The 16,861-nt window shown below is 69.0% G+C and carries 16 protein-coding genes; 10 read left to right on the forward strand and 6 right to left on the reverse strand.

The annotated features are described in order from the left end of the window. The first annotated feature begins 46 nt into the window (after positions 1 to 46). The 7 genes from thrC (at position 47) to ACP699_RS15015 (ending at position 9,365) form a co-directional block, all read left to right on the forward strand. The gene (gene thrC, locus ACP699_RS14985) at positions 47 to 1,450 is read left to right on the forward strand and encodes a threonine synthase (RefSeq protein ID WP_302791072.1); all 1,404 of its coding nucleotides are present in this window, start codon (positions 47 to 49) and stop codon (positions 1,448 to 1,450) included. 223 nt (positions 1,451 to 1,673) lie between these two features. Further along, entirely contained in the window at positions 1,674 to 3,011 is a 1,338-nt protein-coding gene (locus tag ACP699_RS14990) for a purine-cytosine permease family protein (RefSeq protein ID WP_055877025.1), read from the forward strand. Positions 3,012 to 3,051: 40 nt separating this feature from the next. Further along, positions 3,052 to 4,599 (forward strand): hydantoinase/oxoprolinase N-terminal domain-containing protein, encoded by a 1,548-nt coding sequence (locus ACP699_RS14995; protein ID WP_055877028.1) that lies wholly within the window; start codon positions 3,052 to 3,054, stop codon positions 4,597 to 4,599. Between the two features lies 1 nt (position 4,600). Next, on the forward strand, positions 4,601 to 5,701 hold the full coding sequence (locus tag ACP699_RS15000) for a DUF917 domain-containing protein (protein WP_426172073.1): 1,101 nt from the start codon (positions 4,601 to 4,603) through the stop codon (positions 5,699 to 5,701). Then, on the forward strand, positions 5,698 to 6,816 hold the full coding sequence (locus ACP699_RS15005; RefSeq protein WP_426172075.1) for a DUF917 domain-containing protein: 1,119 nt from the start codon (positions 5,698 to 5,700) through the stop codon (positions 6,814 to 6,816). The genes ACP699_RS15000 and ACP699_RS15005 overlap by 4 nt, the downstream gene beginning before the upstream one ends. A gap of 9 nt (positions 6,817 to 6,825) precedes the next feature. Next, positions 6,826 to 7,854 carry a DUF917 family protein gene (locus ACP699_RS15010; protein WP_127481873.1) on the forward strand — a complete coding sequence of 343 codons (1,029 nt, stop codon included), beginning with the start codon at positions 6,826 to 6,828 and terminating at the stop codon, positions 7,852 to 7,854. After that, entirely contained in the window at positions 7,851 to 9,365 is a 1,515-nt protein-coding gene (locus tag ACP699_RS15015; RefSeq protein ID WP_302791077.1) for a PucR family transcriptional regulator, read from the forward strand. Before ACP699_RS15010 ends, ACP699_RS15015 begins: the two co-directional genes overlap by 4 nt. A gap of 32 nt (positions 9,366 to 9,397) precedes the next feature. On the opposite strand, the gene ACP699_RS15020 is transcribed toward ACP699_RS15015, so the two are convergent. After that, positions 9,398 to 9,664, reverse strand: a complete 267-nt coding sequence (locus ACP699_RS15020; protein WP_426172078.1) for a thioredoxin family protein — start codon at positions 9,662 to 9,664, stop codon at positions 9,398 to 9,400. A gap of 93 nt (positions 9,665 to 9,757) precedes the next feature. Further along, a complete protein-coding gene (locus ACP699_RS15025) occupies positions 9,758 to 10,498 on the reverse strand; it encodes an SDR family oxidoreductase (protein WP_314476080.1) in 741 nt (246 codons plus the stop codon). A 131-nt stretch (positions 10,499 to 10,629) separates the two neighbouring features. On the opposite strand from ACP699_RS15025, the gene sigJ reads away from it, so the two are divergent. The 3 genes from sigJ to ACP699_RS15040 are packed head-to-tail and all read left to right on the forward strand — an operon-like array spanning position 10,630 to position 14,389. Continuing rightward, entirely contained in the window at positions 10,630 to 11,508 is an 879-nt protein-coding gene (gene sigJ, locus ACP699_RS15030; RefSeq protein ID WP_218683030.1) for an RNA polymerase sigma factor SigJ, read from the forward strand. A 15-nt stretch (positions 11,509 to 11,523) separates the two neighbouring features. Next, complete coding sequence (locus tag ACP699_RS15035) at positions 11,524 to 12,873, forward strand: M20/M25/M40 family metallo-hydrolase (RefSeq protein ID WP_426172081.1); 1,350 nt, start codon at positions 11,524 to 11,526, stop codon at positions 12,871 to 12,873. Positions 12,874 to 12,928: 55 nt separating this feature from the next. Next, complete coding sequence (locus tag ACP699_RS15040) at positions 12,929 to 14,389, forward strand: MFS transporter (RefSeq protein WP_426172082.1); 1,461 nt, start codon at positions 12,929 to 12,931, stop codon at positions 14,387 to 14,389. A gap of 3 nt (positions 14,390 to 14,392) precedes the next feature. Here the strand turns inward: ACP699_RS15040 and ACP699_RS15045 are convergent, their stop codons facing one another. The 4 genes from ACP699_RS15045 to ACP699_RS15060 all read right to left on the reverse strand — a co-directional run bounded on the left by ACP699_RS15045 (position 14,393) and on the right by ACP699_RS15060 (position 16,835). Then, positions 14,393 to 15,220, reverse strand: coding sequence for an acyl-CoA thioester hydrolase/BAAT C-terminal domain-containing protein (locus tag ACP699_RS15045; protein ID WP_426172084.1), 828 nt, complete (start codon positions 15,218 to 15,220; stop codon positions 14,393 to 14,395). Beyond that, positions 15,220 to 15,498 (reverse strand): hypothetical protein, encoded by a 279-nt coding sequence (locus ACP699_RS15050; RefSeq protein ID WP_218867779.1) that lies wholly within the window; start codon positions 15,496 to 15,498, stop codon positions 15,220 to 15,222. Before ACP699_RS15050 ends, ACP699_RS15045 begins: the two co-directional genes overlap by 1 nt. A gap of 131 nt (positions 15,499 to 15,629) precedes the next feature. Continuing rightward, entirely contained in the window at positions 15,630 to 16,034 is a 405-nt protein-coding gene (locus tag ACP699_RS15055) for a VOC family protein (protein ID WP_055869954.1), read from the reverse strand. Between the two features lie 33 nt (positions 16,035 to 16,067). Continuing rightward, complete coding sequence (locus ACP699_RS15060) at positions 16,068 to 16,835, reverse strand: siderophore-interacting protein (RefSeq protein ID WP_426172087.1); 768 nt, start codon at positions 16,833 to 16,835, stop codon at positions 16,068 to 16,070. Positions 16,836 to 16,861 lie beyond the last annotated feature (26 nt).

Consider the following 16,861-nt stretch of genomic DNA (forward strand, 5'->3'; position numbering starts at 1 on the left):
CACCCTGCGAGAATGGACAGGCCGAGTCCCGAGCCGAGGAGCCAACGTGCAGTTCATCTCCACCCGCGGCGGCATGCAGCCGCAGTCGTTCAGCGAGACGCTGCTGGAGGGCCTTGCGCCCGACGGCGGCCTGGCTGTGCCCGAGGTCATGCCGACCGTCGACGGCGAGACGCTCGAGCGCTGGCGTGCGCTGACCTACCCGCAGCTCGCGACCGAGGTGCTCGGTCTGTTCGCGACCGACATCCCGCGCGCGGACCTGGCGCGGATGACGGATGCGGCCTACGCCGACTTCCCCGACGGCGTGGTGCCGCTGCGGGCGATCGATGACGACCTGACTCTGGTCGGGCTCTCCGAAGGCCCCACCCTGGCGTTCAAGGACATGGCCATGCAGTTCCTCGGCCAGGTGCTCGAATACACGCTGGAGCGCAACGACTCCGTGCTCAACATCCTCGGTGCCACCTCGGGAGACACCGGCTCGGCGGCCGAGCACGCCCTGCGCGGCAAGGAGCGCGTCGCCGTGTTCATGCTGTCGCCGCAGGGGCGCATGAGCGCATTCCAGCGTGCGCAGATGTTCTCGCTCGACGACGCGAACGTGCACAACATCGCGGTCGAGGGGGTCTTCGACGACTGCCAGAACCTGGTCAAGAAGCTCGCGGGAGATCTCGACTTCAAGCGGGCGCAGCACCTCGGCGCGGTGAACTCCATCAACCTGGCGCGCATCACGGCGCAGACCGTCTACTACTTCTGGGCCTGGCTGCGCGCCACGGATGCCGGCGGCTGGACCGAACTGTCGTTCACCGTGCCCTCCGGGAACTTCGGCAACATCCTCTCCGGGTTCTTCGCCAAGCAGATGGGGCTGCCGATCCGTCGCCTCGTGCTCGCCGCGAACGAGAACAACGTGCTGGACGAGTTCTTCCGCACCGGCGTCTACCGCCCGCGCAGCGCCGCCCAGACGCTCGCGACCTCCAGCCCGTCGATGGACATCTCCAAGGCATCGAACCTCGAGCGCTTCATCTTCGAGCTGGTCGACCGCGATCCTGCCCGCGTGGTCGGCGCCTGGGACGACCTCGAGGCACAGGGCCACTTCGACTTCTCCTCCGAGCAGGAGCGCTTCCTCGAGGAGTTCGGCATCGTCAGCGGCACGTCGACGCACGAGGACAGACTGGCGACCATCCGCTCGGTGTATGAGACGACCGGTGAGGTCATCGACCCGCACACGGCCGACGGCGTCAAGGTCGCGCGCGAGTACGTCGAGCCCGGCGTGCCGATGCTGGTGCTCGAGACCGCCAAGCCGGAGAAGTTCGCCGAGACCATCCACGAGGCCATCGGCGTCGAGCTCGGCTATGCGCCGGAGCTGCAGGAGATGCTCGATGCCCCGCAGCATGTGACCGAGATGGCCGACGACGAACACGCGCTCCGCGCCTTCATCCAGGCGAACGCGCTGCACTGATTCCGCGGTCGCCAGACCCACGCTTCGAATCGAGACCCACTCCCGCCGGCGTCGGCGCGAGTGGGTCTCGTCGTTGACGCGAGGTCTCGCCCGGTCGCGGAAGCGATGCGGATGTGCGATCAGCACATCCGATGGCGATCCTCGTGCGATATGCACATGTCGGCTGTGTGGGAAGCGTCGCTACTGTGGCGCACAACCCGTTCCCTCCTCCCGAAGGATCCTCATGGCACGCACGGCGCACGCAGACGACTTCGCGCTCTCCCGAGTGACTCCCGAGGCCCGAAAGCCCTGGTTCGGAATCGCCGTGCAGCGATTCGGACAGGTCTCGGCCCTCTCGCAGTTCCTCCTCGGCGCGACCCTCGGCTACAGCATGACTTTCGGCGAGGCCGTCCTCGCCTTCCTCTTCGGTTCGCTCATCCTCGAGGTGATCATGTGCGTGGTCGGGTTCATCGGGCAGCGGGAGGGGCTCAACACCGCGCTCTTGGCGCGCTGGACCGGCTTCGGTGAGATCGGAGCCTCGCTGGTCGGGCTCGCGATCGGCATCAGCCTGATCGGCTGGTTCGGAATCCAGTCGGCGATCTCCGCGCAGTCGCTGGACGCCCTCATGCCCGGTGCGCTGCCCGTGTGGGCCTGGAGCCTCATCTTCGGCCTCGCGGTCACGGCGATCGTGGCCTTCGGATTCGTCGGGATGCAGTGGCTCGCGAACATCACCGTGCCGCTGTTCCTGATCCTGGTCGGTTGGTCGGTCATCACCGAGCTGAGCCGGCACGACATCGGTGAGCTGCTCACGGGGCCCGCGCCCGGTCCGACCATGAGCGTGTGGGCTGGAACCGGCATCGTCGCCGGCGGCCTCATCGTCGGTGCGATCATCACGGGTGACATGACCCGCTTCAACCGCTCGCGCGCCGACGTCGTCAAGCAGACCGTGCTCGGTGTCTCGCTCGGCGAATTCGTGATCGGACTCGCCGGCGTACTGTTGGCCCACGCTGCCGCCACCGGAGACATCGTCGCGATCGTCACGTCGTCGGTCGGCTTCATCGGCTTGTTCATCGTGCTCACCGGCACGCTGAAGATCAACGACTGGAACCTGTACTCCTCGACCTTGGGCCTGGTGAACTTCATCTCCACCGCATTCGGCAAGAACCTGCACCGCGTCACCACGACGATCGTGCTGGGCGTCGTCGGATCCATCCTCGCCGCGGTCGGCATCCTCGGACAGTTCACCGAGTTCCTGATCGTGCTGAGTGTCGCGTTCCCGCCGATCGCCGGCATCATGGTCGCCGAGTACTACGTGGTACGCCGCTGGCGTCCTGATCTGGACGCCACCCGCGAGGCCGGCACTCTCCCGGCGACCGCGCCGCGCATCGTCCCCGCGACGATCGTCGTCTGGCTGGTCTCCGCGCTGGTCGGCTACTTCGTCACCTGGGGCATCCCATCGCTGCTCAGCCTCTTCCTGTCGATGGTGCTGTACATCGTGGCAGGAAAGCTCGGCTGGGTCCGCGGCGTCGGAGTGGCGACGACGCGGCAGGCGACCCCGGTCGAACAAGCAGCGACGGCCTGAGCCGCCCGAGACAGACATCCCTCCCAGGAAAGCGAGAATCATGCACATCGGTATCGACGTCGGCGGCACCAACACCGACGCAGTCCTCATGGACGGCACCCGCACTCTGGCGGGGGTGAAGCACTCGACCACCCCCGACGTCACCAGCGGCATCATCCAGGCGATCGAGGATCTGCGCACCGGACACTCCTTCGAGGGCGCAGACATCGATGCCGTCATGATCGGCACGACGCACTTCATCAACGCGCTCGTGCAGGCGCGCCGGCTCGCACCCGTCGCCGCACTGCGGCTCGGCTTGCCCGCAACGCGGGCTCTGCCTCCTCTGATCGACTGGCCCGAGGTGCTCGTCGAGGCCACACAGGCTCGCAGCTACCTCGCGCACGGCGGCTATGAGTTCGACGGCCGGCCGATCTCGCCCCTCGACCCCGAGGAGATCCGGGCGCACGCCGAGGACATGAAGGTGCATGGCATCCGCTCGGTCGCCATCTCCTCGGTCTTCAGCCCGGTCAACCACGACCTCGAGGTGCGGGCGGCGGAGATCGTCGCCGAGGTGCTGGGGGCGGATGCCGCCATCTCGCTGTCCCACGAGATCGGACGCATCGGGCTCCTCGAGCGCGAGAACGCGACGATCATCAACGCCGCGCTGCGTGAACTCGCGTCCGAGATCGTCGACGGGCTCACCTCGGCCGTGCGCGCCCAGGGCATCGAGGCGCCGATCTTCCTCAGCCAGAACGACGGCACGCTCATGGACGAGGAGTACGTACGCCGTTACCCGGTTGCGACCTTCGCCTCGGGGCCGACGAACTCGATGCGCGGTGCCGCCGCCACGAGCGGCCTCGACGATTGCGCCGTGATCGACGTGGGTGGCACCACGGCCGACATCGGCCTGCTGATCAACGGCTTCCCGCGTGAGACGGCGAACGAGGTGAAGGTCGCGGGCATCCGCACGAACTTCCGGATGCCTGATGTGCTCTCGCTCGGCATCGGCGGCGGCAGCATCGTCGATGAGGAGACGGCCGAGGTCGGGCCGGCATCCGTCGGCTACAAGCTGAACACGGAGGCTCTGGTCTTCGGCGGATCGACCCTGACCGCCACCGACATCGCGGTCGCGGCCGGACGCGCACAGGTGGGAGATGCGAGCAGGGTCGCACACCTCGACCCGGTGTTCGTCGAGCGCGTGCTCGCCCGCATCGCTGAGCGCGTGTCCGAAGCCGTCGACCGCATGCGGACCTCGCCCGAGCCCATCGCGGTGGTCGCGGTCGGCGGCGGCTCCATCCTGCTCCCGGATGAGCTGCCGTTGTTCGGGACCGTACACCGCCCTGAGAACTATGCGGTCGCGAATGCCATCGGCGCATCGATCGCGCAGGTCGGCGGAGAGATCGACAAGGTCTACGCGATCGAACCCGGCCGTCGCGAGGAGACGATCGCCGAGGTGCGGGCAGAAGCCGTCGACAAGGCGATCGCGGCCGGCGCCAAGCCCTCGACCGTGTCGATCATCGACTTCGACGAGGTGCCGATCCCCTACCTTCCCGGCAACGCGACGCGCATCCGCGTGAAGGCCGTCGGCGACCTCGACATGGGAGCGTGACATGAGCTGGACCATCACTCCCGCCCACATCGACGGACTCGCGCGCGGCGCGGCCGTCCTCGGCACCGGTGGGGGAGGAGACCCGTACATCGGTGCGCTCCTGGCCCGTCAGGCACTCGTCTCCGGCGACGTCACGGTCGTCGGCCTCGATGAGGTGCCCGATGACGCACTCGTGCTGTTCGTCGCGATGATGGGCGCACCGACCGTCATGGTCGAGAAGCTGCCGAGCCTCGCGGAGGTGGTCGAACCGGTCAAGGCCCTCGGCATCCACCTCGGGCGCCCCGTCACCCACATCGCGTGCGCAGAGGTGGGCGGTGTGAATTCGACCATACCGATCGCCGCTGCCGCAGCGCTGGGGCTGCCCCTGATCGATGCCGACGGCATGGGGCGCGCGTTCCCCGAGCTGCAGATGGTGCTCCCGACCCTGTACGGCGTGACCGCATCGCCCCTCGCGTTCAGCGACGAGAAGGGGAACACCGGAGTGCTGCAGACGGTCGACAACTCATGGACCGAGCGCATCGCCCGTGTCGCCTGCGTCGAGATGGGCTGCTCGGTCATGATCTCCGGATTCTCGATGTCGGGCGCCGCGGCGCGCGAGTCGATGGTCTCGGGGTCGCTCTCGCGCTGTATCGAGATCGGTCAGCGCATCGCTGCGGCCCGGGATGCGAAGACGGACCCGGTCGCGGGGGTGGTCGACCTCCTCGGCGGGCGCGAGCTGTTCGACGGAAAGGTCGTCGACGTGCACCGTGCCACCACGACCGGCTTCGCTCGCGGACGTGCGCGTATCGACGGCGACGACGGTGCGAGGCTGACTCTGCAGTTCCAGAACGAGCACCTGGTGGCGGAAGCCGACGGGGAGGTCCTCGCGACCACTCCCGACCTGATCATGGTGCTCGACGGCGAATCCGGCGAGCCGATCACGACCGAGGCCCTGCGCTACGGGCAGCGGGTGCGGGTGATCGCAGCCCCCGCCGACGAGCGCTGGCACTCGGAGGCGGCGCTGGCGATGGTCGGCCCCGGCTACTTCGGATACGACATGGCGGCCCATCGCTTCGACGGCAGCGTCTCCGCGGGGACCGTCCGGACGGGAGTCGCGGTATGAGCTGGCAGCTCAGGGCCGCCGACCTCCCCGACCTCGCTCGCGGTGCGACGCTGCTCGGCACGGGCGGCGGAGGCGATCCCTATATCGGCAAGATGCTGGTCGAGCGTGTGCTGGGGGAGGGGAGCATCACGATCCTCGACCCGGACGAGCTCCCCGACGACCTGTTCGTGATCCCGACGGCTCAGATGGGCGCCCCCACCGTGATGGTCGAGAAGATCCCCGCCGGAACGGAGCCCACCCTGGCTCTGCGCACACTCGAGGAGCACCTCGGGCGGACGGCGGATGCGACGATGCCGATCGAGTGCGGCGGGATCAACTCGATGATCCCGCTCATCGTCGCGGCCGAGACCGGGCTGCCGGTGGTGGATGCCGACGGCATGGGGCGCGCCTTCCCCGAACTGTCGATGGAGACCTTCGCCGTCTACGGCGTTCATGGCTCGCCTCTCGCGCTCGCCGGAGAACGGGGCGAGAAGGTCGTCATCGACACCGGCGACGACGACCGCCAGATGGAGTGGCTCGCCCGGGCTGTCACCATCCGCCTCGGCGGCGTCGGACACATCGCCGAGTACGCGATGACCGGAGTAGACGTGCGGCGCACGGCCGTGCCCCGCACGATCTCGATGGCACTCGCGCTCGGCCGCGCCATCCGTGTCGCCCGCGAGGAGCACCGCTCGCCGTTCGAGGCGATCGCCTCGACGCTGTCCATCACCCTCTACCCGCACCTGCGCGAGCTCTGCGTCGGCAAGGTCATCGATGTCGAGCGGCGTACGACCGAGGGGTTCGCGAAGGGGCGCGCTGTGATCGCGCCGCTCGGGGCCGACGACGGAGATACGTTCGAGATCTCCTTCCAGAACGAGAACCTCACTGCTCGCCGGGGGGACACCCTCGTGGCGATCGTTCCGGACCTGATCTGCGTCGTCGACCACGAGACGGCCGAGCCGATCACGACAGAGGGGCTCCGCTACGGACAGCGCGTGCGGGTGCTCGGCATCTCCACCCCCGCGATGATGCGCACGCCGGCCGCGCTCGCCGCGTTCGGCCCCTCTGCCTTCGGTCTCGCGGCGGAGTTCGTCCCGATCGAGACGCTGACCGTGGGCGAGGACGAATCTCCCTAGGCTGGACGCATGAAGCTGCAGCGCGACGACCTCACCGCGCTCGCCCGCGGCTACGCGCTGCTCGGGTCCGGTGGCGGCGGCTCGACCACCATGCTCGAGCTGATGCTCGCCGGGGACGGGGAATGGCCGATCGAGGTCTCGCCGATCTCGGCCCTGGATCCGGCCACACCCTGTCTCGGTGTCGCGTTCGTCGGTTCCACGATGCTGCTGGGCGAGCGGCTTCCGGGGGTGGACCCCTTCGCCAGGCTCCTCAGCGCGGTGCAACGATGGATCGGACATCCGGTCTCCGCCGTGTGCTCGCTCGAGGGCGGAGGGATGAACGGCCTCGCACCGCTGACCCTGGCTGGATCGCACGTGGTCGTCGACGCGGACTGCACCGGACGAGCGGTGCCTGGACTCGACCAGATGTCGCTCTTCGTCGACCGGGTGCCCGGGCTCGTGTTCGCGTGCGACACGGGTGCCGATGGTGTCGCGCTCGTCGAGGCGCATCGTGCCATCGACGCCGAGCGCGTCGTGCGCTCGGCGATCATCCAGGCAGGTGGGGTCGGCTGCGCCGTGCTCGGCGGGTTCACGGTCGGCGATCTGAGGGAGCACGCGATCGGCGGCCATCTCGCCCATGCCCTCGAGCTCGGCAGGGCGTATCTCGGCGCCATGATCGCCCCGCTTCCCCTGCTCGCCGATGCGCTGGGGGCGCAGCTGCTCGCCGAGGGGCGCATCGTCTCGATCTCGTCGTCGACGCAGGACCCGCATGTGAACGCGGTCGAGATCAGCGGGCTCGCGGGTGCCGTGCACCGGATCGTGACACGCTCGGAGACGCTCGCCGTGCTCACCGACGGGCAGCTGGTGGCGTCCGCCCCGACGATCATCGTGGTCATCGATGCGGTCTCACGGGAGATCCTCGAGGTCACCGAACTCCGCCTCGCTCGTAACGTCGCGGTCCTCGCCGTCCCCGCGCCGCAATGGTGGAACGACCGGCCTGAGCGGCGTGCGAAAGTCCTGCCGTCCGCCTACGGGCTCGACGATCTGGACGCCGCGTGAACGAGTGGCTGCAGCTGGGGGCGCTGCTCGCCCACGCCGAGAACGGCGGCCTTCGACGGGTGGCCGGGCCGGCGGATGCGGCGTGGGAAGCGGTGGCGGTGGGATCGGGTGAGGCCGAGCTCACCGAGAGCGGCGCCGACCGGCTCGCGATCCTCACGGCGGGGCGTCCGACCTCGACCTGGCAGCAGGACGCGTTGCTGCGCCGGTTGCGTGACCGTGGATACACCGGACTGGCCCTCGCCGGTGCCGGCTCCTTCGATGCGGGGGCGTTCCGCCTGGCGGACCGGATCGGCCTCTGCCTGCTCGACGTCGAGCGGCCGATTCAACTCGCGAAGGCCTGCTGGATGCTGATCGAGGCTCGTGACGCGCTCACGCTGAGCCAGGTACGCAAGGTCGCCCAGTCGTTCGAGTACGCCGCCGATGACCTGGCCGACCTGCTCGGCCACATCGCGGCGAACCTCGGCGTCGGCGCCGCACTGATCGACTCGTCGGGGGTGCTGCAGGAAGCGGGCGCCCCTCTCGATGAACGGCTTCATGCCGCGATCGGGTTCGACTCGTGGCTCGACCGGACGAGCATCGGCGACGCCGCGGCCGCATCGGTGCGCGTGGACAGCCCGGGTCGCAGCGGTCTGCGGCTCGTGCTCTTCGGCCGGGGCCTCAGCGAGGCGCAGGTGCAGTCGCTCTCGGTCGCCGCCGAAGTCGCGATGCCTGCAGTCGCGGCGCGCATCCTGATCGACGAGGTGGCGGCGGTGAACGACGTCGCGGTGTCTTCCGGACTCCTGCGCGACTTCGTCGATCTGCATGGCACGGCCGACGCCGATGTCGAACGGCGCATGATCGAGCGCGGCTGGCGCACCGCGGGTCATCACCTCGGCTTCCGGATGGTCGCGAGGGGACGGCTCGATTCCTTCTCGCTGCTGCGCACGGTCAGCGCGGGACTCAGCGCCATCGACGGTGAGGCGCACGCGACGACGGCCGGTCGAGGACTGAGCGGGTGGCTGACCTTTCCCGAGTCACCGGACCCGGACCGTGTGGAGAGGGCTGTCGCTGCTCTGCGCGAACTCCACCTGGGGGCGCTGCGCGACTTCGCGGTCGCGACCGGCGTCGGTTCTCTCCACGGCGGATCGGAAGGCCTCGCCACGACCTTGGACGAAGCGGGGGATGCCGCGCGCATCGCGGCCTCACGCTCCGCGACAGGATGGTTCGTGCGCGTCGACAGCCTCGGGCTGGAACAGCTCCTGCTTGCGTGGACGGGGAACGACACGTTCGTCCCCGCTGCGGAGTCCTTGCTCGCGCCGCTGCGGGAAGGAGGGGGCGAGCTGCTCACCACGCTCTCCGCGTATCTCGACCATGAGTCGGGCATCGCCGCGACCGCGACCGCGTTGGGCCTGCACCGCAACACCGTGATGGTGCGGATCCGGCGCGTTCAGGAGCTTCTCGGGATCGACATGACCGATCCGGAGGCGCGCCTCGCCTTGCATCTTGCGTGTCGCGCGGTGCAGCCTCGCTGAGCCGGGCGGACCTCGCCCGAGGTGGCGGGACGTCAGGCCGGGAGGGCTTTGACCGCGGCGGTGAGCACCTGCGGGACCGTCGGCACACCGGTCGCGCGGAACACCTCCGCACCGGCAGCGTCGCGGATGATCACGGTGGGCGTGAACGCGATGTCGAGCTCCTCTGCCGCATCCGGGCTCTGTGCCACGTCGATCTCGATGACGGTCGCTTCGGGGAGGAACCGCGCGGCCTCGGCGAGCACGGTCCGCGTGCGTGCGCAGGCGCCGCAGAACGACGACGACACCAGGGTCAGTTCCATGCACACCTCCTCGGACGCGGCTCGCACCACGCAGAGATGCAACCATCATCCTGCTCGCCCTGTTCCCCAGGGGCAGAGCCGAGCGGGGGATCGCTAGTCTGCAGCGAGCCACTCCGCGAAGCTCTGACGTCCGAGCTCGGCGTCGGGACCGGGGAGGCCGAGCCCTGCCCTCATGCCGGCCATCTGCGGCCCCGGCACGTTCAGCGTCGGCACCCAACCACGGTATCCCTCGCGCCGGGCGTACGCGCGGACCATGTCCGCCAGCTGCTCCTCGCGAGGCCCGGCGAGGTCCCGTGCACGGCCTTGGGGTGGCGCTGCTGCGAGGGCGGCGAGGCGTGAACCCACCTCGCGGGCGGCCACGGGCTGTGTCCGGGCCTTGAGAGCGATGTGGAGCGGGCCCAACTTCGCCCGTCTGAACATCTGCGCCGCGAACTCGTGGAACTGCGTCGCTCGCAGGGTCGTCCACGGAACGCGCGACGCCTCGACGACCTTCTCCTGGGCGATCTTGCCGGCGTAATAGTCGTAGGGCATGCGGTCGATCCCGACGATCGACAACAGCACGAAATGTCCGACCCCCGCGTCGGCGGCTGCCGCGGCCAGGTTCCCTGTCGCCGCGGTGAAGAACTCGATCGCTTCGCTGGCTTTGCGCGTCTCGATGCTCGTGACGTCGATCACCGCGTCCGCGCCGGCCAGGGCGTGGCCCAGGCCCTCTCCGGTCACCAGGTCGACTCCCCGTGACCGGCTCAGGACGACGGCGTCGTGCCCCGCGGCCCGCACCGCCTCGACGGTGTGCCGCCCGACGGTTCCGGTTCCTCCTGCGACGACGATCCTCATATGTGTTCTCCTTCGTCTCGGTACATCCTTCTCCTTGTTCGACGACGCAGGCGAACGAAACGTGAGGCGCCTGTCGAGAGCGGCATCGACATGGCGTCGGCAGGAGGCCGAGACAGACCAAGATGGAGGCGATGGATGATCTCGTTGTGGTCGAAGCCGAACGCCGTACCCTGCTCGCTCTCGCGTATCGCCTGCTCGGCACGGTCGCTGATGCCGAGGACGCGGTGCAGGAGACCTACGTGCGCTGGGTTCGGCTGACCGACGCGGAGCGCGCAGGGATCGTCAATCCGGGTGCGTGGCTGACGCGCGTCGCCGGACGCATCTGCCTGGATGCCCTGGGTTCGGCGCGAGCGCGGAGGGAGAGCTATGTCGGTCAGTGGCTTCCGGAGCCCGTGCCGCAGGACTCGCTGTTCGTCACCCCATTTCCGGACCCGCTCGACAGAGTGTCCCTCGACGAGTCGGTCGGGATGGCGCTGCTCGTGCTCCTGGAATCGCTCACTCCCCCCGAGCGTGTGGCCTTCGTGCTGCACGACGTGTTCGGCGTCCCGTTCGCGGAGATCGCCGAGACAGTCGGAAGGAGCACGGACGCCGTGAGACAGCTCGCGTCGCAGGGACGTCGACGGGTGCGAGAGCGGCGTGCGCGCCTGGCGACACGGGAGCAGCACGATGCCGTCGCCCGCGCATTCCTCGAAGCCGCAGCGACCGGACGGCTCGATCGCCTCATCACTGTGCTCGATCCCGATGTCGTGCTCATCTCCGACGCGGGCGGGAGGAAGTCGGCGGCGCTGCGACCGGTCGTCGGGGCCGATCGCGTGGCACGTTTCCTGCAGGGCATCGCTCGGCTCCACCCCGGCGCGGAGGTCGTCCTCGTCCCCACCGCGGACGGGCTGGCCGCGCTTGCCACGCTCGACGGCTGCCCCGATGCGGTGTTCTCCTTCGTCGTCGAGGGCGAGCGGATCACCGAGGTGCTCGCCGTGCGCAATCCCGACAAGCTCACGCAGTGGTCCTGAGAACCGCTGAGTACGATGGCGGGTGTGACCACACCGACCGTGCGCCCGGGCATCGCCGAGCGGCTTTCGCAGATGATCCGGATCCCGACGGTCTCGGCCGAGCTCGACGAGCGCGGCTCGGCTCCGTTCGAGGAGTTCGTCACGCTTATCGCGGAGCTCTACCCGCTGACGCACGAGAAACTGACGCTCGAACGGCACACCGACTTCGGGCTGCTGTTCCACTGGCAGGGGACCGGCGCGGCCCCGGATCGACCGGTCGTGCTGATGGCGCACTACGACGTCGTCCCGGTGGATGAGAGCGACGCGTGGACGCACCCGCCCTTCGCGGGGGTGATCGCCGACGGCTCGGTGTACGGACGCGGTGCCCTCGATGACAAGGGCCCGCTGATCGTGGTGCTCGAGGCGGTCGAGAATCTGCTCGCCGACGGGTTCGTGCCTCCTCAGGACGTGTACCTCTCCTTCGGCGGCAACGAGGAGACCTATGGGCGCGCGGCCGAGGAGATCGCCCGCGTGCTGCGCGGGCGTGGCATCGTCCCCTGGCTCGTGCTCGACGAGGGGGGTGCCGTCGTCGACGCGCCCCTGCCCTTCGTCCCCGGTCGCGCAGCGATGATCGGTGTCGGCGAGAAGGGCGTGATGACGCTCCGGCTGACCGCGCGGGGCGACGGCGGACACGCCTCCGCGCCGCCGCCGCTCACCGCGGTCCGGCGCGTCGCCAGGGCCGTGGACCGGCTCGGACCCACCACCTTCCGCCCTCGTGCCTCGAAGGCCATCCTGCGGATGCTGTCGCAGCTGGCCGCGCAGACTCCGGGCCCGGCCCGTCACCTGCTGCGACTGCTCGGCTCGGTGCCACTGCTGACGGCGCAGGTCTTCGCCGCGCTCGGTGGCGAGCCGGCGGCCCTCGTGCGCACCACCGTCGCCCCGACCATGCAGTCCGGTGGCACGGCGGCGAACGTGCTGCCGTCGCAAGCCTCTGCCACCGTCAATCTGCGCATCGCGCTTGGAGAGACGACGCAGCAGACCGTGTTCCGGGTGCGCAGGCGCATCCGCGATCCGCTGGTCGAGGTCGAGGTGATCGAGGCGAGCGAGCCCTCGCCGGAGTCGCCGACCGACAACGCCCCGTTCGCTCTGCTGGCCGAGGCCCTCGACACGGCGTTCCCCGGCGTCCCCGCCGTGCCGTACGTGATGATGGCGGCCACCGATTCGCGGCATTTCCATCGCTTCTCACCTGCCGTCTACCGCTTCGCGCCGCTGGACATGTCTAACGCGCAACGTGCGTCGATCCATGGCGTCGACGAGAGCGTGGAGATCGCCTCTCTCGAGCGCGGAGAGCGATTCCATCGGGCGCTGCTCGAACGGCTAAGGTGATCTCACCCTTCTCTCGGATCGTGCCGGGGGACCCGATGCAGAAGCAGGAGACGCGATGACGCGCACCCGCACCTTGGGCACTCTCGCCGTCGTGGTCGGCTTCCTCGCCTTCGTCGAGTTCACCAGTGGCGTGCTGCAGGGCTACTACACCCCGATGCTCACCGACATCGCCCGTCATCTGGGCATCCACGATGCCGACGTGAACTGGCTCGAGGGTGCGCAGCTCATGCTGTCGGCGCTCGTCGTGCCGGCTTTCGCGAAGCTCGGCGACATGGTCGGGCACAAACGGATGCTGCTGATCTCGACCGCGGTCACCGCGGCGGCGGCCCTGGTCCTGCCCTTCACCGATTCGTTCCCGGTCTTCCTCGCGGCGTGGGCGTTGATGGGCTTCTACGTCGTCTGGCTTCCTCTCGAGATCGCCCTGATCTGGTCGAGGTCGCGCCGGATGGAGGGGCGCTCCTCGATCACTGCCAAGGCGGCGGGCCTTCTCGTCGCCGCGCTCGAAGGCGGTGCGATCATCGGTGCGCTCGTCGGTGGCGCGCTCATCGACGTGCTGCCCCTCACCATCGTGCTGTTGATCCCGGCCGTGCTGATCGTGGTGTGCTTCTTCGTGATCCTGTTCGGGGTCAAGGAGTCCCCCGAGCCCACGGGCGGCATCTTCGACACGATCGGTCTCGTGCTCATCTCGCTCGCCCTCCTGTGCTTCACCGGCGGTCTCAGCCTGCTCCGCCTCGAGGGCGGCCTGACCAACCCCTGGTCCTGGGCAGTCGTGATCCTCGGTGTCCTGCTCGTGATCCCGTTCGTGCTGTGGGAGCTGCGCTGCGCCGACCCGCTCATCGACGTGCGCATGTTCCGCTCGCCTGCGCTCGGCCCCGTCTTCCTCACAGCCGGCCTCTTCGGGGTCAGTGTGCTGGGCGCGCAGGCTCCGCTGTCGACGTTCGCCCGCACCGATCCGACGGTCTACGGATACGGTCTGGGCACGAGCGGGTTCGCGACCTCGCTGATCATCGGCGTCTACCTGATCGCCATGATCACGGGCGCTCTCCTGTTCTCGACGGTCGCACGGTGGGCGACGCCTCGTCTGACCCTGATGGGGGCCTCGGTGCTGGTGGGCATCGGGTTCCTGTTGTTCCTGCCGTTCCACGACACCTACGCACAGGTGATCACGAACATGGTCGTCGTGGGACTGGGCTCCGGCGCGCTGGTCGCGGCGCTCCCTGCCGCTGCGGCATCCGCGGCTCCGGCCACGCAGACGGGGGTGGCGACGGGGCTGACCAACTCGGTCAAGACCGTGGGTGGTGCGATCGCCTCGTGCGTGTTCGGCATCGCGCTGTTGCACGGAGTCGCGAGCACCGCGGGGGCGAACGAGGGGACCGCCGGTTCGCTCGCCGGCTACTTCACGGTGTGGATCGTCTGCGGAGTGACTGCGCTCGTCGCCGCCGTGATCCTCGTCTTCGTCCCGAAGACCGCGTTCACCGATCGGACGGCGGAGGCAGAGGTCGCTCCGGCGTTCTGATCCTCAGGCCCGCAGGTCGAGGGCGTGCACGATCTGCGGCCACGCGAGCGCACCGAGTTCCGCGTCAGCGGAAGGAGACCCGCCGCGCTCCATCGTCACTCCGCCGACCGCGACCGTCTCGCCGGGCAAGACCATCCGGTGCCCCGCAGCAGGGTGAGCGACCACCGTCGTCTCCCGTCCGTGCGCACTCCGGCGCGCGGAGATCTCGGCGGCGAATCGGTCACTCGGCCAGACGCGGTCGTCCCCTCCCGCGATCAGCACGACGACACCGGTGATGTACTCCGTGCGGATCGCTGCGGCCGCGGCCGCGTCAGGAGCGCGATCGATGCTCGCCTCGTACAGGGATCGGTACTCGGGCGGCACCGTCGACGGCACCCAGGACGGATCGAACGACACGGCGGGCAGCGGTGTGCCCCGGCTGGTCCAGTGCGACGACCAGTCCCCGTCGGTGAGCCCGGCCCAGACGACGGATGACGGAGCGACGGCCACCGTCGCGTCGACCGGGTGAAGGGAGGCGGTCACCAGGGCCGCCTCCGCTCCGAACGACGTTCCGAAGATCGCGATGCGATCGGCGTCGCGGCGCAGGAGATCGAGCTGATCGATGAACAGCTCGATCGGCACCTCGTGCGGTGCGGGGCGCTGGCCCACGCCGCCGAACCAGCGGATGGCACGGACACGTGCACCGTGCCGTGCCAGCAGGTCGGCCCGCTGGGACTCGACCCGACCGCTGGACCCGGCGAGGAGCAGCACGGCTGTGCCGCAGGGAGCTTCCGGAAAGGCATCGTGCCGGTCGGCATGCGGTACCGAGGCGTGACGGCGAGGCGTCGTCATCACTCGCGGTCGAGGCCGAACGTGCGTTTGACCAGCGCCTGCACGTCGCGGTCGAGACCGTCGATGCGGGTGTTCACGGAATCGAAGCGGGTGTTCACGGAATCGAAGCGGGCGTTCATCTCGGTGCGCAGCCCGTCGATCTGGCCGTTCATCTCGGTGCGCAGGCCGCCGATCTCGCTGCGGAGGATCCGGACGAACAAGGTCGACACCACGGTGAGCGTGCTGAACATCAGCACGGTGAACGACCCGATCATGGTCCAGATCTGCGCGTCATTCATGAATCCCACTCCCTCATCGTCGCATCGATTCGGCACGCCTGCCAGAGCGCGGGAGGCGAAGATATCGGTCGTCTGAAAGACGCGCACAACGTGCTTTTGTGTTCTCTTGTGGAGGATAGGTCGCCCGGGCGTCAAGCCTTCTCGCGGGGAGGGTTGTACATGAACTCGACCCGGATGCCGTCGACGTCTTCGACGAACGAGGCGTAGTAGCGCTCCGAATAGCGCGGGTACTCCTTCGGCTCGCGGATCGCTGTCCACCCGGCCTCGAGCGCGACGGCATGAAGGTGCTCGACCTGCTCGCGCGTCGGCACCGCGAAGGCGATGTGCTGCCAGCCGATACGACCATGACGGTGCGGGGTGGAGTCGTCATCCCAGGTGTAGAGGATGATCTCGGTCTCGTCGCCGTTGTGCCACGAGATGGAGTGGTCGTCCGCACCCCCGCTCTGATATCCGAGAGCGGCGAGGACGGGGTGGAACTGCGCCCGGCCACGCTCGAGGTCGCCGACGGTGATGCCCAGGTGATCCAGAAGAGCCATGCGCCGAGTCTTCCAGGTGCCGCCGACGTCGCACTAGTGCGGCGCGTGGTACTCGGCTTCGTCGCGCTTCCAGTAGCCCTTCACGACGGCGTTCGCGGTGTCGACACCCCAGCGCTCGAGGAGCGCCCTGCCGGGTTTGACGATCGACTGCTCGGCGGCGATGAAGACGAAGGGGTCGGGTCCGACCACGTCTTCGGCGGTCAGCGTCTCGATGAGGGCGATGAGTGTGGAACCGGAGGGAGCTTCCCCGCGGTGCAGCCACTCGACGTCGACCGGTGCCTCGATGTCGATCTCGCGCCCCTGGTTCACGGTCTCCACCACGATGCGTGCCGGGGTGCCTGACGGAATGAGCGCGGCGAAGCGGCGGATGGCGGGGATGGCGGTCTCGTCGCCGACCAGCAGCCAGGAGCCGGGGTCGCCGGCCAGGACGGCCGATCCGCGCGGACCGCCGACGCCGATCGTGGATCCGATCGGTGCCGTCGCAGCCCAGGGGGCCGCGACGCCCTGGTCGCCGTGCACGGCGAACTCGACGTCGAGCCAGTCCTCGCCCCATGCGAGAGGGGTGTACTCGCGACTCGGGGATGCTCGCAGCTCTTCGACGGACCCGGTCGGGCCTGCGGGGAAGAACAGGCGCATGTGGTCGTCGGAGCCGGGGGAGTCGAAGCCCGCGAGGTCTGCACCGGTCAGCCGCACGCGCACGAAGTCCGGTGCCAGCCATTCGCGGGCACTCAGCGTGACGTTGCGGAAGCGCAGCTCCAGGCCGCGACGCTCGATCGAGAAACCGGATTTCGTATCGCTCATAAAGTAAGGCTAACCTAAATGTGACG

Origin of the sequence: Microbacterium sp. DWRC1-3 (assembly GCF_049896645.1) — a bacterium.
Lineage (GTDB): Bacteria > Actinomycetota > Actinomycetes > Actinomycetales > Microbacteriaceae > Microbacterium > Microbacterium maritypicum.